Origin of the sequence: Dyadobacter sp., from assembly GCF_051859145.1 — a bacterium.
Taxonomy (GTDB): domain Bacteria; phylum Bacteroidota; class Bacteroidia; order Cytophagales; family Spirosomataceae; genus Dyadobacter.
The window spans coordinates 5,715-22,384 of the sequence record NZ_JBHYGF010000479.1 but is presented as its reverse complement, the minus strand read 5'-3'; the positions used below and the strand labels follow the sequence as shown (position 1 = coordinate 22,384).

Sequence of the window (16,670 nt, the reverse complement as noted above, 5' to 3'; positions counted from 1 at the left end):
TGCCTTATGCGCAACAGATACGTAGTTACCAATCGTCGTGGAAAAGCGCTGGTAAGTACAATGGATTACCGCGCCGTCCTGCACATTGGAATGGTGTCCGATCCGGATGCTGTTTACGTCCCCGCGGATTACCGCATTGAACCAGACAGTACAGTTTTCTCCCATTTCCACATCCCCCACAATGGTTGCATTTTCAGCAAACCAGCAGTTTTCGCCGAATTGCGGCTGATATCCCCGCACGGATTTAATTAAAGCCATAATCTTGTTTTCGTTGGTTTTGCATTCCAATGGTATGCTTTTTGGTTTGCAGGACAAATTGCCGGAAACCTATTCGATTTTGATTGTTTCGGGGTTAATGTTACCAAAAAATAAAATATATTCGTTCAGCATAAAAAGTTTCGTCAGAATATGTCTACAAGCATGAATGTCTCGAAAGGAAGCCTGCTAATTGCCAAACCCTTTTTAGGCGATCCTAATTTTGAGAGAGGTGTGATCCTGATGTGCGAACACAATGATCACGGCAGTTTTGGTTTTGTGCTGAATCAAACTACCGAGCTGTTCCTCGGAGATGTGCTTGAAGAAACAATTTACCAGGATATCACACTGCATCTCGGCGGCCCTGTGGAAAAAAACACGCTCCACTTCATTCACAGGCGCCCCGACCTGATCAGCGGAGGCGCTGAAATCATGAATGATGTGTACTGGGGTGGCGATTTTACAACTGTCAAAACACTGCTCAACCTGAATACCCTGAACCAGGAGGATATTCGCTTTTTTATCGGTTACTCAGGTTGGGGAGAAGGGCAGCTTGCAGAGGAGCTCAGTCAGGATTCCTGGATTATTACCCATACCAACTCTGATTTCCTTTTTACAACTCCGCCGGGCAATTTCTGGCGCGAGATCCTGCGCAATATGGGAGGCGAGTACCGCTCCATTGCGCACTATCCCATTGATCCGCGGCTTAATTAATTCGGCTGGTCCAATCCCTTTATAGATTCATAGTCAGACTTGATCCTGCCCACTTCTTTGGTAAGAAAGTGCTGCAATTCTGCATTGAATACCTTCTTTTCTTCTTCCGGCAGGGATTCGTATAAATCCTTTAATTCCTTGTTGATAGCCGCGCGCTCTTCGGCTGTGCCCGCATTCATTGATCTGATATGAAATCTTTTAAAATCGAAATTTCCCATTGTATTTATATGTATCTAAAAAACCATTAAACAGGCGATTCTTGCCTTTGAAAGGGTAGTGAAAACCTCTGCTGTACAAACCTGAACAATCTCCCGAGATAACCGAACGAGAAAACAAGGTCAAACGTTTACCTGCAATATGAAAACGATCATTTAAAATGCCCAGAACAGTCTTTTTTTTATTGCTGACTTTTATTCTGATAGCAATAGATTTCTATGTCTGGCAAGGTTTACGATTTGCCACCCGCAACTTATCTCAGGTTTCCCAAAGATGGATAGGAGGTATTTACTGGGGTTTTACGCTCATCACCTTGCTGGCTTACATTGGCATGCAGCTGCTGCCCCCCGATTATTTCAAAGGTACTACGCGGACTTTTGTTGTTGCTTTTATCGCAATTCCTTATCTGTCCAAATTATTGGCAGTCCTGATCCTGCTCGTCGATGATGTGCGCCGCTTCTTTCAATGGATTGTGAGCTTCGTGTATCCAGGCGCTGCTACTCCGTCCCCGCAAACAGGTGAGCCTACTATTCCCAGATCTCAATTTTTAGCCACTACCGCAGTAGTCGCAGGTACCGGGTTAATGGGGACTTTTGCGTTCGGGATTTTGTCGGGCGCGCACGATTACCGGGTGAGAAGAGTAAAGGTTCCATTGAAGAACCTGCCGCGTGCTTTTCACGGGATGAAAATTGCACAATTGTCAGATATTCATTCAGGGAGCTTTTTCAACAAAACTGCTGTAAAAGGCGGTGTTGAAATGTTGTTGAAAGAAAAACCGGACATTGCTTTTTTTACAGGTGACCTGGTCAATGACAGGGCTTTGGAGGTGAAAGATTATATCTCCATTTTCGATAAGGTAAAAGCGCCGCTCGGCGTGCATTCCATTCTTGGGAATCACGATTACGGCGATTACTACCAGTGGCCCGACCTGAAAGCAAAAACCAACAACCTCGCTGATCTGCAAAGAGCACACAAGTTGCTTGGCTGGAACCTGATGCTCGACGAACATCGTCCGATCCGTGTAGATGGTGAAGAAATTGGCCTGATTGGTATTCAGAACTGGGGTGCTGGCAATTTTGCCAAATATGGCGATCTCGCCAAAGCCTATCAGAATACAGGTGATTACCCGGTTAAAATCCTGCTTTCTCACGACCCAAGCCACTGGGGTGAGCAGGTACTTCCCAAGTACAAGGATATTGACCTCGCATTGGCCGGCCACACGCACGGGATGCAGTTTGGGGTTGAAATCGGTAAATTGAAGTGGAGTCCGGTGCAGTACAGGTACAAACGCTGGGCGGGATTGTATAAAGAAGATGAGCAATACCTGTATGTAAACCGCGGGTTTGGCTACCTGGGTTACCCGGGAAGAGTGGGTATCTTACCCGAAATCACTATCTTAGAACTGGTAAAAGCCTGATAATCCCGAATGCAGGATTTATAACAAAATGCTATACAGGATTTTGCATTCGGCTCGTTGAATATTCAATACTGTTTGACTGCTATAAAAATCATGAAGAAAATCACTCCCTGGATACTGACACTTGGCCTGACATTTGGCTTTTCGGGCATTGAACAACTCAATGCAAAGCCTGTTACTTCCAAGATGGAACTAATGGGAAAGAGGAAAAAGTACAAAGGTTACAAGAAGCCGAAATCAAAGAAGATACTCGGAATTTTCAAACGTAAAACAGACTGCGGCTGTCCTAATCATTGATTTGCGAGTCCACATAAAATTTGTACATAATCAAGAGTAAGCAATGGGATCATTCTCGGGGAGATTTGGTCGGATTTGCTTACTTTTGTGTTTTAAATCTAATAATCACGAACGTTTTTTGGTCCAAAACTGAATGAAAATTAACCTTCGAAATCAAGATAAATTTGAGAATCGGCACCACGGCAAAGATGCGCAGGAATTGCAGGATATGCTGAGTACGATTGGCGCCGCCTCACTGGACGAACTGATAGATCAAACACTTCCCTCAGCGATACGTTTACAAAAGCCGCTTAATCTACCGAAACCGAAATCGGAACAGGAATTTCTGGAAGGGATCAGAAGAATGGCGGGCAAGAATGCAGTCCTGAAATCTTACATAGGCACAGGCTATTACGATACCATCACGCCCAAAGTGATTCTGCGTAACATTCTTGAAAATCCAGCCTGGTACACCGCATATACACCTTATCAGGCCGAAATCGCACAAGGTCGCCTTGAAATGCTGCTGAACTTCCAAACCGTAGTCACTGACCTGACCGGAATGGAAATCGCAAATGCGTCTTTACTCGATGAGGCTACCGCCGCAGCCGAGGCAATGACAATGCTGCACAGCCTGCGCGCCGGCAGCCGGAAAAAAGCGAACACTTTCTTTGTTTCAGAACTTTGCCACCCGCAAACCATCGACCTTATCTACACCCGCGCAAGGCCAATCGGCATTGAAGTGGTGATAGGAAATCATGCTACTGTTGATCTGACAGATGAAAACATCTACGCCGTTTTGGTACAATACCCAGCCACAAATGGTGATGTAATCGATTATACCGATTTTATCGCAGCGGCTCACGAGCTGAATATTTCAGTTGCAGTTGCTGCCGACTTGTTGTCGCTTGCATTGTTGAAGTCGCCGGGTGAAATGGGCGCGGATGTTGTGGTAGGTTCATCACAAAGGTTTGGTGTACCAATGGGCTACGGTGGTCCGCACGCTGCGTTTTTTGCTACGAAAGAATCATTCAAGAGAAACATTCCCGGCCGGATTATTGGCGTTTCAGTTGACGGAGAGGGTAACCGTGCATTGAGAATGGCGCTGCAAACGCGTGAGCAGCACATCCGTCGTGAAAAAGCAACTTCCAATATCTGTACTGCGCAAGTTTTGCTCGCAGTAATTGCAGGTGCATACTCGGTTTATCACGGTCCGGAAGGTATCAGATCAATCGCCGCCCGCATTCACGGACTTGCAAAGCTTTTTGTTGATACCATAAAGAAATTCAACTACGAAGTGGTAACAGAGGAGTTTTTCGATACTGTTACCATTAAGACGCCGTTGACGAGGAAAGTACGTGAGCAGGCTTTGAAATGGGGTATTAACCTTCGTTACAATAAAGACGAAAGTATCACAGTCGCATTTGACGAAGCAAAATCTTTCGACGATGTGATCGCGTTGCTGAATGTATTTGCAGAAGTTTCCGGTTTCCAAGGTGAAATGGTGATTGATGAAGAATTTGAATTTGCATTCCCCGAAAATCTTGCGCGTACATCTGAATATCTGACGCACCCGATCTTTAATACACACCATACGGAGCACGAAATGCTGCGCTACCTGAAATCGCTGGAAAACAAAGACCTTTCTTTGGTTCATTCCATGATTTCACTTGGAAGCTGTACCATGAAGCTGAATGCAACTTCTGAAATGATCCCGCTTACCTGGCCGGAGTTTGGACAGATTCACCCATTTGCACCGACAAATCAGGTTGGTGGATACGCGCAGCTGGTAAGTGAGCTTAACACCTGGCTTTGCGAGATCACCGGTTTTGCGGCAATGTCGTTCCAGCCAAACTCAGGTGCCCAGGGCGAGTATGCAGGTTTAATGGCGATACGCGCTTACCATGCAAGCCGCGGCGAGGAGCACAGGAATGTGGCACTGATCCCTTCTTCCGCACACGGAACAAACCCTGCTTCCGCTGTAATGGCCGGAATGAAAGTGGTTGTTACCAAATGTGACGAAAGAGGAAATATCGACGTAGCTGACCTGAAAGCGAAAGCTGAGCAGTATAGCAACGATCTGTCCTGCCTCATGGTTACCTATCCTTCTACGCACGGAGTTTATGAGGAAAGTATCATAGAGATTTGTGAAATGATCCATTCATTTGGCGGCCAGGTTTATATGGATGGTGCCAATATGAATGCACAGGTTGGTTTGACAAGTCCGGCGAGTATTGGTGCTGATGTTTGCCATTTGAATTTGCACAAAACGTTCTGCATTCCTCACGGCGGCGGCGGACCGGGCGTTGGACCAATTGGTGTAGCAGAGCATTTAATGCCGTTTTTACCAGGTCACGTTAATTTTAATGTACAAGGTGAACACTTGCCACAAGGAGAAGCGGGAGCTGTTTCAGCAGCGCCTTACGGAAGCGCCAGTATCCTGACAATTTCTTACGCTTACATTGCGATGATGGGCGGAGAAGGTTTGACGAATGCAACCAAGTACGCGATCTTGAATGCAAATTATATCAAGGAACGTTTGAGTGGACATTATGAAGTGCTTTACACAGGTACAAACGGCCGCTGCGCCCACGAAATGATCCTGGATTGCCGCTCGTTCAAAGCAGCTGGTGTAGAAGCCGAGGATCTTGCAAAACGATTGATGGACTACGGTTTCCATTCACCGACCCTTTCATTTCCTGTGGCCGGTACATTGATGATCGAGCCGACAGAGTCAGAGTCGAAAGCGGAACTGGATCGTTTTTGTGATGCGATGATTTCGATTCGTAAAGAAATCCGTGAAATTGAAGAAGGAGTTGCTGACCGCGCTGATAATGTTTTGAAAAATGCGCCGCATACTTCGAGGGTTTTGTTGAGCGAAGAATGGAACCGTTCTTACAGCCGTGAAAAAGCTGCATTCCCATTACCGTATCTGCGCTTTAACAAATTCTGGCCAAGTGTAAGCCGCGTCGACAGTGCATACGGCGATCGTAATCTGATCTGTTCATGCATTCCTGTTGAAGCTTATACAGACGCAGAGGTTTAATTGATATAGTGTTAAAAAAGCAGAAAGGGGAGACACATTGCGTGTCTCCCCTTTCTGCTTTTTTATTGATAAGGATCAGAAATGTCTTTCTCCAATTTCCCTTTTACCTAACATTACTGCACCTACCATTGCAACCAGCAGCAGAATGGAAGCCAGCTCGAATGGAAGAAGGTAATCGCGGAAAAGCATGTGTCCGAGACTTTCAATCATCCCAACCTGTGAATCAAAAGACTCCGGATTGAATGCAGGTATCACTGTTTTGCGGTAAGCGCCAAAAAGGATCACAAATACAGTCCCGCCGACGATCGTAGCCGCCAACTTCGTTAAATTCGTTTTTGACTCTTCGTTGTCCTGCTTCATGTTCAAAAACATGATTACAAAAAGGAAGAGTACCATAATCGCCCCTGCGTAAACAATGATATTTACAGCTGCGAGGAACTGCGCATTGAGCAGAATGTAATGTCCCGACAATGTAAAAAATGTAAGGATCAGGTAAAGAACGCTGTGGATCGGGTTACGCGATACCACGACCATCACTGCACTGAGTATGGTCAGAAACGAAAGGAAGTAGAAAAAAGAAACTAATGGATTCATAATCTTGACACTGCTGAAAAGCCTGGATAAAGGATCAGGGTATAGCTCTTGGAACAACGGTTGTAACTTCACCAGCCGCTCTCTTTGCATCGATCGCGCGGGCCTCTTCTTTCGTCCAGGCTTCTCTTGTATACCTGTTATTCATATCTTCAACCAAAAGGTCTTTACCCCAGATTACCTGATCACGTTCTGTAAAAACGGGAACAAATTCATCGTGACGAAGGTATACCGCCTGTTTGGGACAAGCTTCTTCACAAAGTCCGCAGAAAATGCAGCGCAGCATATTTACTTCATAAACCGCTGCATACTTCTCTTCGCGATACAGGTTCTCTTCACCTTTTTCCCGCTCGGCAGCTACCATTTGAATAGCTTCCGCAGGGCAAGCCACTGCACATAAGCCGCACGCAGTACAGCGCTCGCGGCCATCTTCGTCTCTTTTTAATATGTGTCTGCCCCTGAATACCGGCCCAAGGTATCTTTTCACCTCCGGGTATTCAATCGTAACTTTCTTAGCAAAAAAGTGCTTGATGGTGATTCCCAAACCCGTCACAATTGCCGGGATATAGGCGCGTTCCATCAATGTCATCTCTTTATTGCTAACCTGCTTGGAGCGATTTGTCAACTGCATAGCAACGTAATTTTTTATATTAATTCAACCAGGCGGTAATTACCGGCTTCAAGAAAAGCACAGCCGCGCCTGTGATAATGATGTTGAAAATAGCCAAGGGTATTAATTTTTTCCAACCCAGGTTCATCAATTGATCGTAGCGGAAACGAGGGATTGTCCAGCGTACCCACATATAGAAGAATATGAAGAACAATGCTTTTCCAAAGAACACCGCAGTTCCGATTAATGTAGCGATGTTGTGGCCAGTTTCAGTACCTAATGCGCTGGTCAGCTGGCTGTAAACCCAGTCCATTCCAGGGTAATTATATCCACCAAAATACAGGACAGAGATAATCGCAGATGAAACAAACATGTTGATGTACTCAGCAAACAGGTAAAAACCCAGCTTCATACTTCCATATTCGGTGTGATATCCGCCTACAAGCTCAGTTTCGCATTCAGGTAAGTCAAACGGAACCCGGTTACATTCTGCAAATGAGCAGGTAATGAAAATCAGAAACCCGAGTGGCTGGTAGAAGATGTTCCAGTTCATTCCGTGTTGCTGCGCAACAATTTCTCCCAGTGAAAGCGAGCTGCTCATCATCAGGATCGCAATCAGGGAAAGTCCCATTGCTACTTCATAACTGATGTTCTGAGAAGCCGCGCGGATAGCACCAAGAAGGGAGAATTTGTTATTGGAAGCCCAGCCACCCACCATAATCCCGTAAACACCCAATGCAACTACGCCGAATACGTACAGGATACCAATGTTCGATTCTACACCTTGCAGCACAACTTCGTGCCCGTTAATCCGGAAAGTACTTCCAAAAGGAATTACTGCGCTTGCCAGCAATGCAGTAAGCATCGCCAAACTCGGTCCCGCGATAAACAACCATTTATTTGCCAGGGCAGGGATAAAATCTTCTTTAAAAAACATCTTACCAGCATCGGCAAGCGGCTGCAATAAGCCTCCCCAGCCAGCGCGGTTAGGTCCCATCCTGTCCTGGATAAAGCCTGCAACCTTGCGTTCGGCCCAGGTAGAGTACATTGCAATAACCAGGGTGAGTACGAAAACAACGAATATCGTTGCGGTCTTAACTAGAAATTCGGTTAAATCCATTTATCAGCAATTATAATCGGCTTGTTAGTTGTTCTTTGCCAGCAACGAACGATGGTTCGCTTTTTCGTTATTCTCAATGCTTTGTTGACGGATCGTTTCTTCGTCAGTCACATAAGCGCGATCGTCGTCCACGGGTTTGTATTGGGAAGCGGCCAGTTTCAATGCGAAATCCGGTTTTTTAACCAGGTCAGCGCGGTATTTATTGGCTGAGATCACTGAGCTACGTTTCACTTTCGTCGGACCTTCCAGTACCCAGTCACTTGTTTGTTTTTTGTCAAAACGGCAGGTATTGCAAATGAAATCGTTGACTTCACCCCAAGTATTTTTGCGGGCAGTAACGCGGAGCACTTCGTTGCCGCGGTACCATAAAGTCACTTTTCCGCAGCATTTATCACAGTTGCGATGCGCATCTTCCGGTTTCGTAAACCACACTCTTTGTTTGAAACGGAAAGTTTTATCAGTCAATGCACCTACCGGACAAACGTCAATTACATTACCAGAAAAATCGTTGTCAATCGCTTTCTCAATGTAAGTACTGATCTCGGAAGCATCGCCTCTGTTCATCACGCCGTGAACACGCTTGTTGGTGATCTGGTCGGCTGTGTAAACGCAGCGATAGCAAAGAATGCAGCGCGTCATGTGCAACTGCACATAGGGACCGATATCTATCTTGTCGAAAGTCCGTCTTTCTTCTTCATACCTCGTTTTGACAGAACCGTGTTCAAATGCAAAATCCTGCAAATGGCATTCTCCTGCCTGGTCACAGATAGGGCAATCGAGCGGGTGATTGATCAGAAGGAATTCAACAATGCTTTTGCGTGTATCAAGTACGCCCTGGTTGGTCGTATTCTCTACCACCATACCTTCCTGTACCTGCGTGATGCATGAGGGAACAAGCTTGGGCATCGGGCGCGGATCTTTGGCAGATCCTTGTGCAACCTTCACCAGACAAGCGCGGCATTTACCACCAGAAGCATTAAGTGGCTTATAGTAGCACATTGCCGGTGGCACGAGTGAAGCCTGGCTTTCATCAGCTTCCGCAATTTTGCGTGCCGCCTGCATGATAGTTGTTCCCGGCTCTACCTCGACCTCAATACCGTCGAAAGTAATTTTTATCAATTGGGGTTTTATTTCTTCCATTCCAATGTTCAGTATTCGTCAGTCGGCTCAGGCAAGTTCCATTTCACCGCGGTAAACGGCGCCTGGTTGCGTAGCTTCGTGAGGGTTTGTGATATGCCAAACAAATTCGTCGCGGAAGTGGCGGATTGCACTGGCAACAGGCCAGGCAGCAGCATCTCCGAGCGGACAAATTGTATTTCCTTCAATTTTCTTTGATATATCCACCAGCAAATCCACGTCGTGCATACTGCCGTGACCGTGTTCAATGCGGTGCAAAACTTTTTCCATCCAGCCGGTACCTTCGCGGCACGGGCTGCATTGTCCGCAGGATTCGTGGTGATAAAAACGCGAGAAGTTCCAGGTGTTCCTAACGATACAAGCAGTTTCATCAAAAACGATAAATCCACCCGAACCGAGCATGGTACCTGTTGCAAAGCCGCCGTCAGAAAGTGACTCGTAACTCATCAGCCTGTCTTCTCCATTTGCCGTTTTCATGATCAAATGCGCAGGCAAAATGGGAACCGAAGAACCGCCGGCTACCAGTGCTTTCAAATGGTGGCCTTTCCTGATACCGCCGCAATATTCATCCGAGTTCAGGAATTCTTCCACACTTACACCGAGCTCAATTTCATACACACCCGGCTTCTGAATATGGCCCGATGCGGAAATCAGCTTGGTACCTGTACTCCGACCTACGCCAATTGCAGCATACGCATCCCCGCCATTGTTGATGATCCAGGGCATATTGGAGATCGACTCCACGTTGTTAACAACAGTTGGACTTTGATATAAACCTTTTACAGCAGGGAATGGCGGCTTGTTACGTGGGTTACCACGTTTTCCTTCCAGAGATTCAAGCAATGCAGTTTCTTCGCCGCAGATATAAGCGCCGCCGCCGGGTTGAACAACCAGTTCCAGATCATAGCCAGAGCCGAGGATATTTTTACCTAAAAACCCTTGTGCTTTTGCTTCCTCGATTGCTTTTTCAAGAATGCGGATCACGTACATCAGCTCGCCGCGAACGTAGATAAATGACTTGTTCGCACCTAATGCAAAGCTCGATATGATCATTCCCTCGATCAGTAAGTGAGGAATGGATTTCATCAAATGGTGATCCTTGAATGTACCCGGCTCCGATTCATCTGCATTGCAAACCAGATAACGAGGAACACCTTCCGGTTTAGCCAGGAAGCCCCACTTCATACCCATCGGAAAACCCGCGCCTCCTCTTCCTCTCACACCGGATTTCTTCGCTTCTTCCACCACCTCTTCGGGTGTCATGGTTTTAATAGCTTTTTCAACGGCAGTATAGCCACCTTGCTTCCGATATACGTCGAAGGTTTCTATACCAGGTACATTGATGTGCTCCGTTAATATTTTCTTAGCCATTTTCAGGATACTATGTTAAGCCAAAAGCCTATTTGCTTAAATCTTCTATAATTTGGTCGACCTTATCGTTGGTAAGGTTCATATAAAATTGTTCACGGATCTGGAAAACCGGGCCCCAGCCGCAAGCTGCCAGACATTCCACTTCTTTCAAAGTAAATAGTCCGTCAGCAGTTGTTTGTCCAACCTCTACGCCCAATTTTTGTTTCAGATAACCATAAACATCTTCTCCGCCCATTAAGCAGCAAGGTCCTGTTCTGCAATATTCAATTACGTGTTTGCCAACGGGATCGAGGTGGTACATGGTGTAAAATGTCGCAACCTCATAAACCTCAACGGGCTCAATGCTCAAAATACCGGCAACGTAATCCATTACTTCGCTGCTCAACCAACCCCATTGTTCCTGCGCCACGTGCAAAACAGGCAATAGGGCCGATTTCTGGCGGCCTTCCGGATAACGTGCAATGATTTCTCTTACTTTCTCAAGCCGCTCTGGGGTAAAGGCTACGAGATTGGGTGTTTCGGTCATTTCTTAAATGTAATCTGTTTTAGAAAAACTCAGGCGTCCAGTTCTCCGGCTATCACATTGAGGCTACTCATTGTTAAAATGGCATCAGAAAGCGTACTTCCTTTGCACATTTCGGGGTAAGCCTGGTAGTAGATAAAGCTTGGTCTGCGGAAGTGAAGGCGATACGGAGCTCTTCCGCCATCGCTGATCAGGTAAAAACCCAACTCTCCGTTTCCACCTTCCACTGCATGATATACCTCGCCGGCCGGTGCATCAATTTCACCCATCACAATCTTGAAGTGATAGATCAATGCTTCCATATTCCTGTACACTTCGTTTTTCGGAGGAAGGTAATATTCCGGTGCATCCGCGTAATACGGACCTTCGGGCAAATTGTTAATAGCTTGTTCTACGATCTTCAAACTCTGCCACATCTCTTCATTCCGGACCATATAGCGGTCGAAAGTATCTCCGGACTTACCGATAGGTACTTCAAAATCAAAATCCTGGTAAGAAGAGTAGGGGTTCATCACGCGCACATCATAATCTACACCCGCTGCACGCAGGTTAGGGCCTGTGAAGCCGTATGATAATGCTCTTTCCGCCGAAATAGGACCTACATTAATGGTACGGTCCATGAATATCCGGTTACGGTTGAGCAGCTTTTCAAGCTCGCGCAATACCGCCGGGAATGATTTGATAAACTCGTGAATCTTCCGGATCGCTGTGGTGGAAAGGTCTCTTTCCATTCCCCCAAGTCGGCCCATATTGGTAGTTAAGCGCGCTCCGCAAACCTCTTCGTAAATCTCATAAACTTCCTCGCGCTTTTGCATTACATACAAAAAGCCGGTAAAAGCGCCTGTATCAACACCAAGGATACTGTTGCAAATGATGTGGTCCGTGATCCGGGCCAGTTCCATCATAATCACGCGGATGTATTGTGCACGCTTAGGCACTTCCACACCCAGCAACTTTTCAACCGTCATGTGCCACCCCAGGTTATTGATCGGGGAAGAGCAGTAGTTCATGCGGTCGGTAAGGGTTGTGATCTGATAAAATGGCCTTCTTTCGGCTATTTTCTCAAATGCACGGTGTATATATCCAATCGTCTGCTCGCCGGAAACGATTTTTTCACCATCCATTTTCAGGACATTCTGGAAAATACCGTGTGTCGCCGGGTGAGTAGGGCCGAGGTTAAGGGTGGTTAATTCTTCAACCAGTTCAGGCAGCTCGGTTTGAGAAGGGACATTATGGGGTAATAATTCAATATCTGCCATATTTTACTCAATATAAGGTCAACGGCCGAAAAGGGCATCAGTTTTGTCTTCACGCGTGGCATCTTCCATTGGAAACTCTTTCCGCATTGGAAAATAATCCATTTCTTCAATATTCAGGATCCTGATCAGATTAGGATGCCCATCGAACAGGATACCGAAAAAGTCATAAGTCTCACGCTCCATCCAGTTGGCACTTGCAAAAAGGCCGGTGGCAGTAGGAATGTGCAGATCCGATTCAGCTAATGAAACTTTAATCCTGATACGGAAATTATGCACAAAGCTGTGCATATGGTAGACTACCTGGAACTCCTTGTTCTTATTTTCAGGATAGTGTATACCTGTAAGATCAGTCAGGAAGATAACCTGGTAGTTTTTATGGTCCCGGAGAAATTCCAGAAGTGGTAAGATCTCCTCGCGGGTTGTAGAAAGTGTCAGAAGCCCATAAGGTTCTTCAAAATCAAAAACCTGGTCACCAAATTTTTCCAAAAGCGCCTCAGCAACTTCCTGGTTAGTCAGCATATGGGTTATTGAATGTTATAAGATGCTAATAATTCCTGGTATTCGTCGGTATTGCGGCGGCGCAGCTTTTCATTCTGTGCCAGGTGCTGGATCTGCATCAACCCATCGATGATCTGCTCTGGTCGCGGAGGGCAGCCAGGTACGTACACATCTACCGGAATAATACGATCGATCCCCTGCAAAACGCTGTAAGTATCAAAGATTCCACCGCTTGAAGCGCAGGCACCAACTGCCATTACCCAGCGCGGCTCTGCCATTTGAAGGTATACCTGCTTCACAACAGGCGCCATTTTCTTGGCGATAGTTCCCATTACCATCAGCAAGTCAGCCTGCCTGGGTGAAAAGCTCGGTCTTTCCGAACCAAACCGGGAAATATCATAATGCGCGCCCATTGTTGCCATGAACTCAATTCCGCAGCAAGAGGTAGCAAACGGCAAAGGCCACAGCGAATAGCTGCGGGCCAGACCAATAGCTTCATCAAATGAAGTCGCAAAAAAACCAGAACCACTATGCCCCTGCGGGGCCTCCACTATCTGTACTTCTTTCATAATTTCGTATATATCAAAGGTTCAGGCTACTCTTCCCAGTTTAGTACACCCTTGTGGATTACGTAGTAGAAACCGGACAGTAGTAAAGCCATAAACAGTAACATTTCTACAAAACCAAACATTCCAAGTCCCTTGAAATTTACTGCCCAGGGATACATAAAAATTACTTCCACGTCAAACAACACAAAAAGAATCGCTACAAGGAAGTATTTCACAGAAATCGGAGTACGGGCATCACCTACCGACTCGATACCACATTCAAATGGATCATCTTTCAATTTGCTTTTACGGCTTGGACCAATCAAGTGGGTTACGATCATTGTTCCACCAATGAAAGCAGCCGCCAGAAAAAACTGAACCAGAATGGGAAGATAATCCGATGGGAGATAAGTGTTTTTCATTGCACTGATGCTATACTGAAATCTTTTAAAATCCTGAAAAAAACGAGCCAGAGTAGTCTACCGCCGTTTATCTCAAAATTAGCCTTTGCAAGTTTATCAATCAAATTCCTGAGTTTTTCTTTTGTTTAATTAGGATCATACTAAATAAGCCCCGTGTTGGCGGGGCTTATTTAATCGATATCGTTAAGAAATATTACCTGATTACAATCTGCTTGGTTAAGCTTTGTCCCTGGCCGGTAACGCGCAGGATATATTTTCCGGTTTGGAGATAGCCGAGATTAACCTGCATCCGGCTGTCAAGCAACCTTGAACTGGTCGTTTTGATCACGCGGCCATGTAGGTCAAAAATGGTAACGACTGCTTCTTTGATATTGTCACGCGACTCGATGTAGATGTAGTTACCCTCGCTTGGGTTTGGATAAATCACCACATCGTTTTGTTCATTTGTTTTAAACTCCTGGGAGGCAGTGTCTGAATAGCACGTAATTCTGTTATTGTCATTGATTGAGAACACCACCTGGGCTCTTGTTGAATAAACACCCGATTTGACAATTTTAATAATATCGGCGATTGTATCAATCTCGGTCTCAGGCCTTCTCCATGCGAATTGCTCATTCAATCCTGTTTCGCTGATGCTGGCAGTAATGCTGAAAGGCCCGGAAGCAGAGATCACTGGTTTTGAGATCTTCGGTCTGATAATGAGCGAGGAACTGACTGAATTTTCAGAAACACATCCGAAGATGTTGGCGCCTCTAACGAAGTATTCACCTGCCTCTTCGATTTTAGCCATCGGGCCGGTTGCAAGTGGTGTTGTGGAACCTTGCTTGTACCAGCTGTAAATATCACTGCCTTCTGCTACCGAGAACTGGAAAGATGAATCTGCACAGGCTTGTTGTTGTCCCTGTTGTAAAATACTTGGACGGGACGGTCTGGCTTCATGATCCAGAACTACAACGGAAGAAAGCAATGAGTTACCTGCCGCATCTTTAACGGTAGCCCGGTATGTACCGGCTGCTGAAACAGTAATGCTGCTGCTCTTTTCGCCGGTACTCCATTCGTAAGACTGGAAACCCGTCGGAAGTGATATTCTAACTGCATTGTTTTCGGTAACGCAGGCGGCTTCAACTGTTGGTACCGGAGCAGGTGCGCTTGGTGTTACCGTAGCGAAAAAGTTTCCATCCAGGGTCTCGTTCCAGGCATTTGCCAGTACAGTTAATGCCTCGGTACCGACGAAGTGAATGCCGTCCGGCCGGTTTGGAACCAGCGGGTCAGTCTCAGGCCCGGGGTAAGTTGGATTAAAATCAGTAGCTAGTACTGCATTCTGCGCAGCTATAATTTGCGGGTAAACCTTCGAAGGTTGTCTGCCGTCCAGTGAAGCCCGGCTTGTTCTGGCGATCACCCAGGTAATGCGTTTGTTGGTATCGCTGCTCAGCTGGTTGATGATCATTTGCATGTTTGCCTGATAGAATGCAGCAGTAGTACCAAAAGCACCATCCGTTTCACCTTGCATCCAGAGAATTGCTCTTACACCATATTGATTTCCATAATTGCGTGCGGCAATGCGAAGGTTGGCATAAGGCATTTGCGGGCCATAGTGATATCCGTAGTAGCTGTCTGTCGACAATCCCTGAGAGCTGCGCGCCCAGTTTTCCACCGCCGTACCTTCCCAGGCTGTATTAATGAACATAACCGGCATATTCAGCTTCTGCACCAGCAAATCGCCCAGAATTCCCCAGCACCATGGAGTTTGACCACGCGGTGACATGGTTTTAGCACCTGTTGTCAATTTTGAAAAAACAGGCGGAACCGGATCGGTAAGTAAATCTTTGTACATTCCCAATTCATCATTCTCGTAATTGGAAATATAGATCACACGATCATCATTGGCTCCGGGACCAGGATATTCTTTTAATCCCTGCGCGTTTGACTGGCCTGCAATAATGAAAACCTCACCCACACCAAATCGGGAAACAACGTCCCTGCCGACGATTTTACCATCTGAAAAACCTCGTACTTCCAATGTGTACCAACCCTGAAAAAGGGTTATGTTACCTGAAAAAATGCCGCCTTTGGAAGCTACCTCAAGGTCTTTCCAGGGAGCGTCAACCCCCTGTCCCTGAACTACAGGCACAGCACGTACCTCTATTTTGTCCATTGGAACGGTAAACGTACCGGTAACTGAAATCTGACGCTGGCCAGTAATATCTCTCTGATAAACTGACTGGAGGGAGGGAGAAGTGATTCTGATCTGAGAAAATGCTGCTGATGTAATGATACAGATCAACAGCAGTGCCTTTGCCACTACCGGGAGGATAATTCTATAATGCATTGGGAATTCTTATACGGGTAAAGTTTCTATCTCCGGACAATCTAAGTTTATTGGATTATTCTAACGTATTCAAACGCAAAACGGTCACAAATGTAAATGATTATTTTGGCTAAAATATAACCACTTGCTTTTTTTGATTGGCCACTTACCGTAAACGTGATTTACTGCACTATTATCAGTTTTTGAGTTGCGTTAAAACTTGAAGAAACGATACGAACGATATAAATACCACTGGAAAGACCGGATACATTGAAGAAGTGCTGACGATCGAATTTCGCTACCCTGAAATTCTTGTGGATTACGCCTCTGCTGTCGATAATTTGTACTTCTGCATTGAT

At 46.0% G+C, this 16,670-nt stretch carries 18 protein-coding genes; 4 read left to right on the top strand and 14 right to left on the bottom strand.

The genetic code is table 11. The features are described from left to right. Positions 1-258, bottom strand: a 258-nt coding sequence (locus tag ACTIE6_RS22425; RefSeq protein ID WP_439558752.1) for a gamma carbonic anhydrase family protein, incomplete at its 3' end; no start/stop codon positions are given. Positions 259-408: 150 nt separating this feature from the next. Here ACTIE6_RS22425 and ACTIE6_RS22420 point away from each other — a divergent pair. After that, positions 409-969: a YqgE/AlgH family protein gene (locus ACTIE6_RS22420; protein ID WP_056279539.1), complete on the top strand. Its 561-nt coding sequence runs from the start codon at positions 409-411 to the stop codon at positions 967-969. Here ACTIE6_RS22420 and ACTIE6_RS22415 read toward each other — a convergent pair. Then, entirely contained in the window at positions 966-1,187 is a 222-nt protein-coding gene (locus ACTIE6_RS22415) for a hypothetical protein (RefSeq protein ID WP_439558751.1), read from the bottom strand. The two genes, ACTIE6_RS22420 and ACTIE6_RS22415, sit on opposite strands and share 4 nt — an antisense overlap. A 158-nt stretch (positions 1,188-1,345) precedes the next feature. Between ACTIE6_RS22415 and ACTIE6_RS22410 the strand changes: the two genes are divergently transcribed. The 3 genes from ACTIE6_RS22410 (at position 1,346) to gcvP (ending at position 5,924) form a co-directional block, all read left to right on the top strand. Beyond that, on the top strand, positions 1,346-2,602 hold the full coding sequence (locus tag ACTIE6_RS22410; RefSeq protein ID WP_439558750.1) for a metallophosphoesterase: 1,257 nt from the start codon (positions 1,346-1,348) through the stop codon (positions 2,600-2,602). 93 nt (positions 2,603-2,695) lie between these two features. Further along, complete coding sequence (locus tag ACTIE6_RS22405) at positions 2,696-2,899, top strand: hypothetical protein (RefSeq protein ID WP_439558749.1); 204 nt, start codon at positions 2,696-2,698, stop codon at positions 2,897-2,899. A gap of 133 nt (positions 2,900-3,032) precedes the next feature. Continuing rightward, the gene (gene gcvP / locus ACTIE6_RS22400) at positions 3,033-5,924 is read left to right on the top strand and encodes an aminomethyl-transferring glycine dehydrogenase (RefSeq protein WP_439558748.1); all 2,892 of its coding nucleotides are present in this window, start codon (positions 3,033-3,035) and stop codon (positions 5,922-5,924) included. Positions 5,925-5,999: 75 nt separating this feature from the next. Here gcvP and ACTIE6_RS22395 read toward each other — a convergent pair whose 3' ends face one another. From ACTIE6_RS22395 to ACTIE6_RS22340, 12 genes are all read right to left on the bottom strand, one after another. Next, a complete protein-coding gene (locus ACTIE6_RS22395; RefSeq protein WP_439558747.1) occupies positions 6,000-6,518 on the bottom strand; it encodes an NADH-quinone oxidoreductase subunit J family protein in 519 nt (172 codons plus the stop codon). Positions 6,519-6,552: 34 nt separating this feature from the next. Next, the gene (locus ACTIE6_RS22390) at positions 6,553-7,146 is read right to left on the bottom strand and encodes a NuoI/complex I 23 kDa subunit family protein (RefSeq protein ID WP_439558746.1); all 594 of its coding nucleotides are present in this window, start codon (positions 7,144-7,146) and stop codon (positions 6,553-6,555) included. Between the two features lie 19 nt (positions 7,147-7,165). Continuing rightward, entirely contained in the window at positions 7,166-8,245 is a 1,080-nt protein-coding gene (nuoH, locus tag ACTIE6_RS22385; protein WP_439558745.1) for an NADH-quinone oxidoreductase subunit NuoH, read from the bottom strand. A 24-nt stretch (positions 8,246-8,269) separates the two neighbouring features. Then, on the bottom strand, positions 8,270-9,385 hold the full coding sequence (locus ACTIE6_RS22380) for a 2Fe-2S iron-sulfur cluster-binding protein (RefSeq protein WP_439558744.1): 1,116 nt from the start codon (positions 9,383-9,385) through the stop codon (positions 8,270-8,272). A 27-nt stretch (positions 9,386-9,412) separates the two neighbouring features. Continuing rightward, entirely contained in the window at positions 9,413-10,753 is a 1,341-nt protein-coding gene (nuoF, locus tag ACTIE6_RS22375; protein ID WP_439558743.1) for an NADH-quinone oxidoreductase subunit NuoF, read from the bottom strand. A 28-nt stretch (positions 10,754-10,781) separates the two neighbouring features. Then, positions 10,782-11,279: an NADH-quinone oxidoreductase subunit NuoE family protein gene (locus ACTIE6_RS22370; protein WP_439558742.1), complete on the bottom strand. Its 498-nt coding sequence runs from the start codon at positions 11,277-11,279 to the stop codon at positions 10,782-10,784. 29 nt (positions 11,280-11,308) lie between these two features. Beyond that, complete coding sequence (nuoD, locus tag ACTIE6_RS22365; RefSeq protein ID WP_439558741.1) at positions 11,309-12,535, bottom strand: NADH dehydrogenase (quinone) subunit D; 1,227 nt, start codon at positions 12,533-12,535, stop codon at positions 11,309-11,311. An 18-nt stretch (positions 12,536-12,553) separates the two neighbouring features. Beyond that, positions 12,554-13,054, bottom strand: a complete 501-nt coding sequence (locus ACTIE6_RS22360) for an NADH-quinone oxidoreductase subunit C (protein ID WP_439558740.1) — start codon at positions 13,052-13,054, stop codon at positions 12,554-12,556. A gap of 5 nt (positions 13,055-13,059) precedes the next feature. Further along, positions 13,060-13,602, bottom strand: coding sequence for an NADH-quinone oxidoreductase subunit B (locus ACTIE6_RS22355; RefSeq protein WP_439558739.1), 543 nt, complete (start codon positions 13,600-13,602; stop codon positions 13,060-13,062). Positions 13,603-13,628: 26 nt separating this feature from the next. Beyond that, positions 13,629-14,003, bottom strand: a complete 375-nt coding sequence (locus tag ACTIE6_RS22350) for an NADH-quinone oxidoreductase subunit A (protein WP_439558738.1) — start codon at positions 14,001-14,003, stop codon at positions 13,629-13,631. 193 nt (positions 14,004-14,196) lie between these two features. Next, complete coding sequence (locus ACTIE6_RS22345; protein ID WP_439558737.1) at positions 14,197-16,332, bottom strand: sialate O-acetylesterase; 2,136 nt, start codon at positions 16,330-16,332, stop codon at positions 14,197-14,199. Positions 16,333-16,493: 161 nt separating this feature from the next. Further along, positions 16,494-16,631: a T9SS type A sorting domain-containing protein gene (locus ACTIE6_RS22340; RefSeq protein ID WP_439558753.1), complete on the bottom strand. Its 138-nt coding sequence runs from the start codon at positions 16,629-16,631 to the stop codon at positions 16,494-16,496. Positions 16,632-16,670 lie beyond the last annotated feature (39 nt).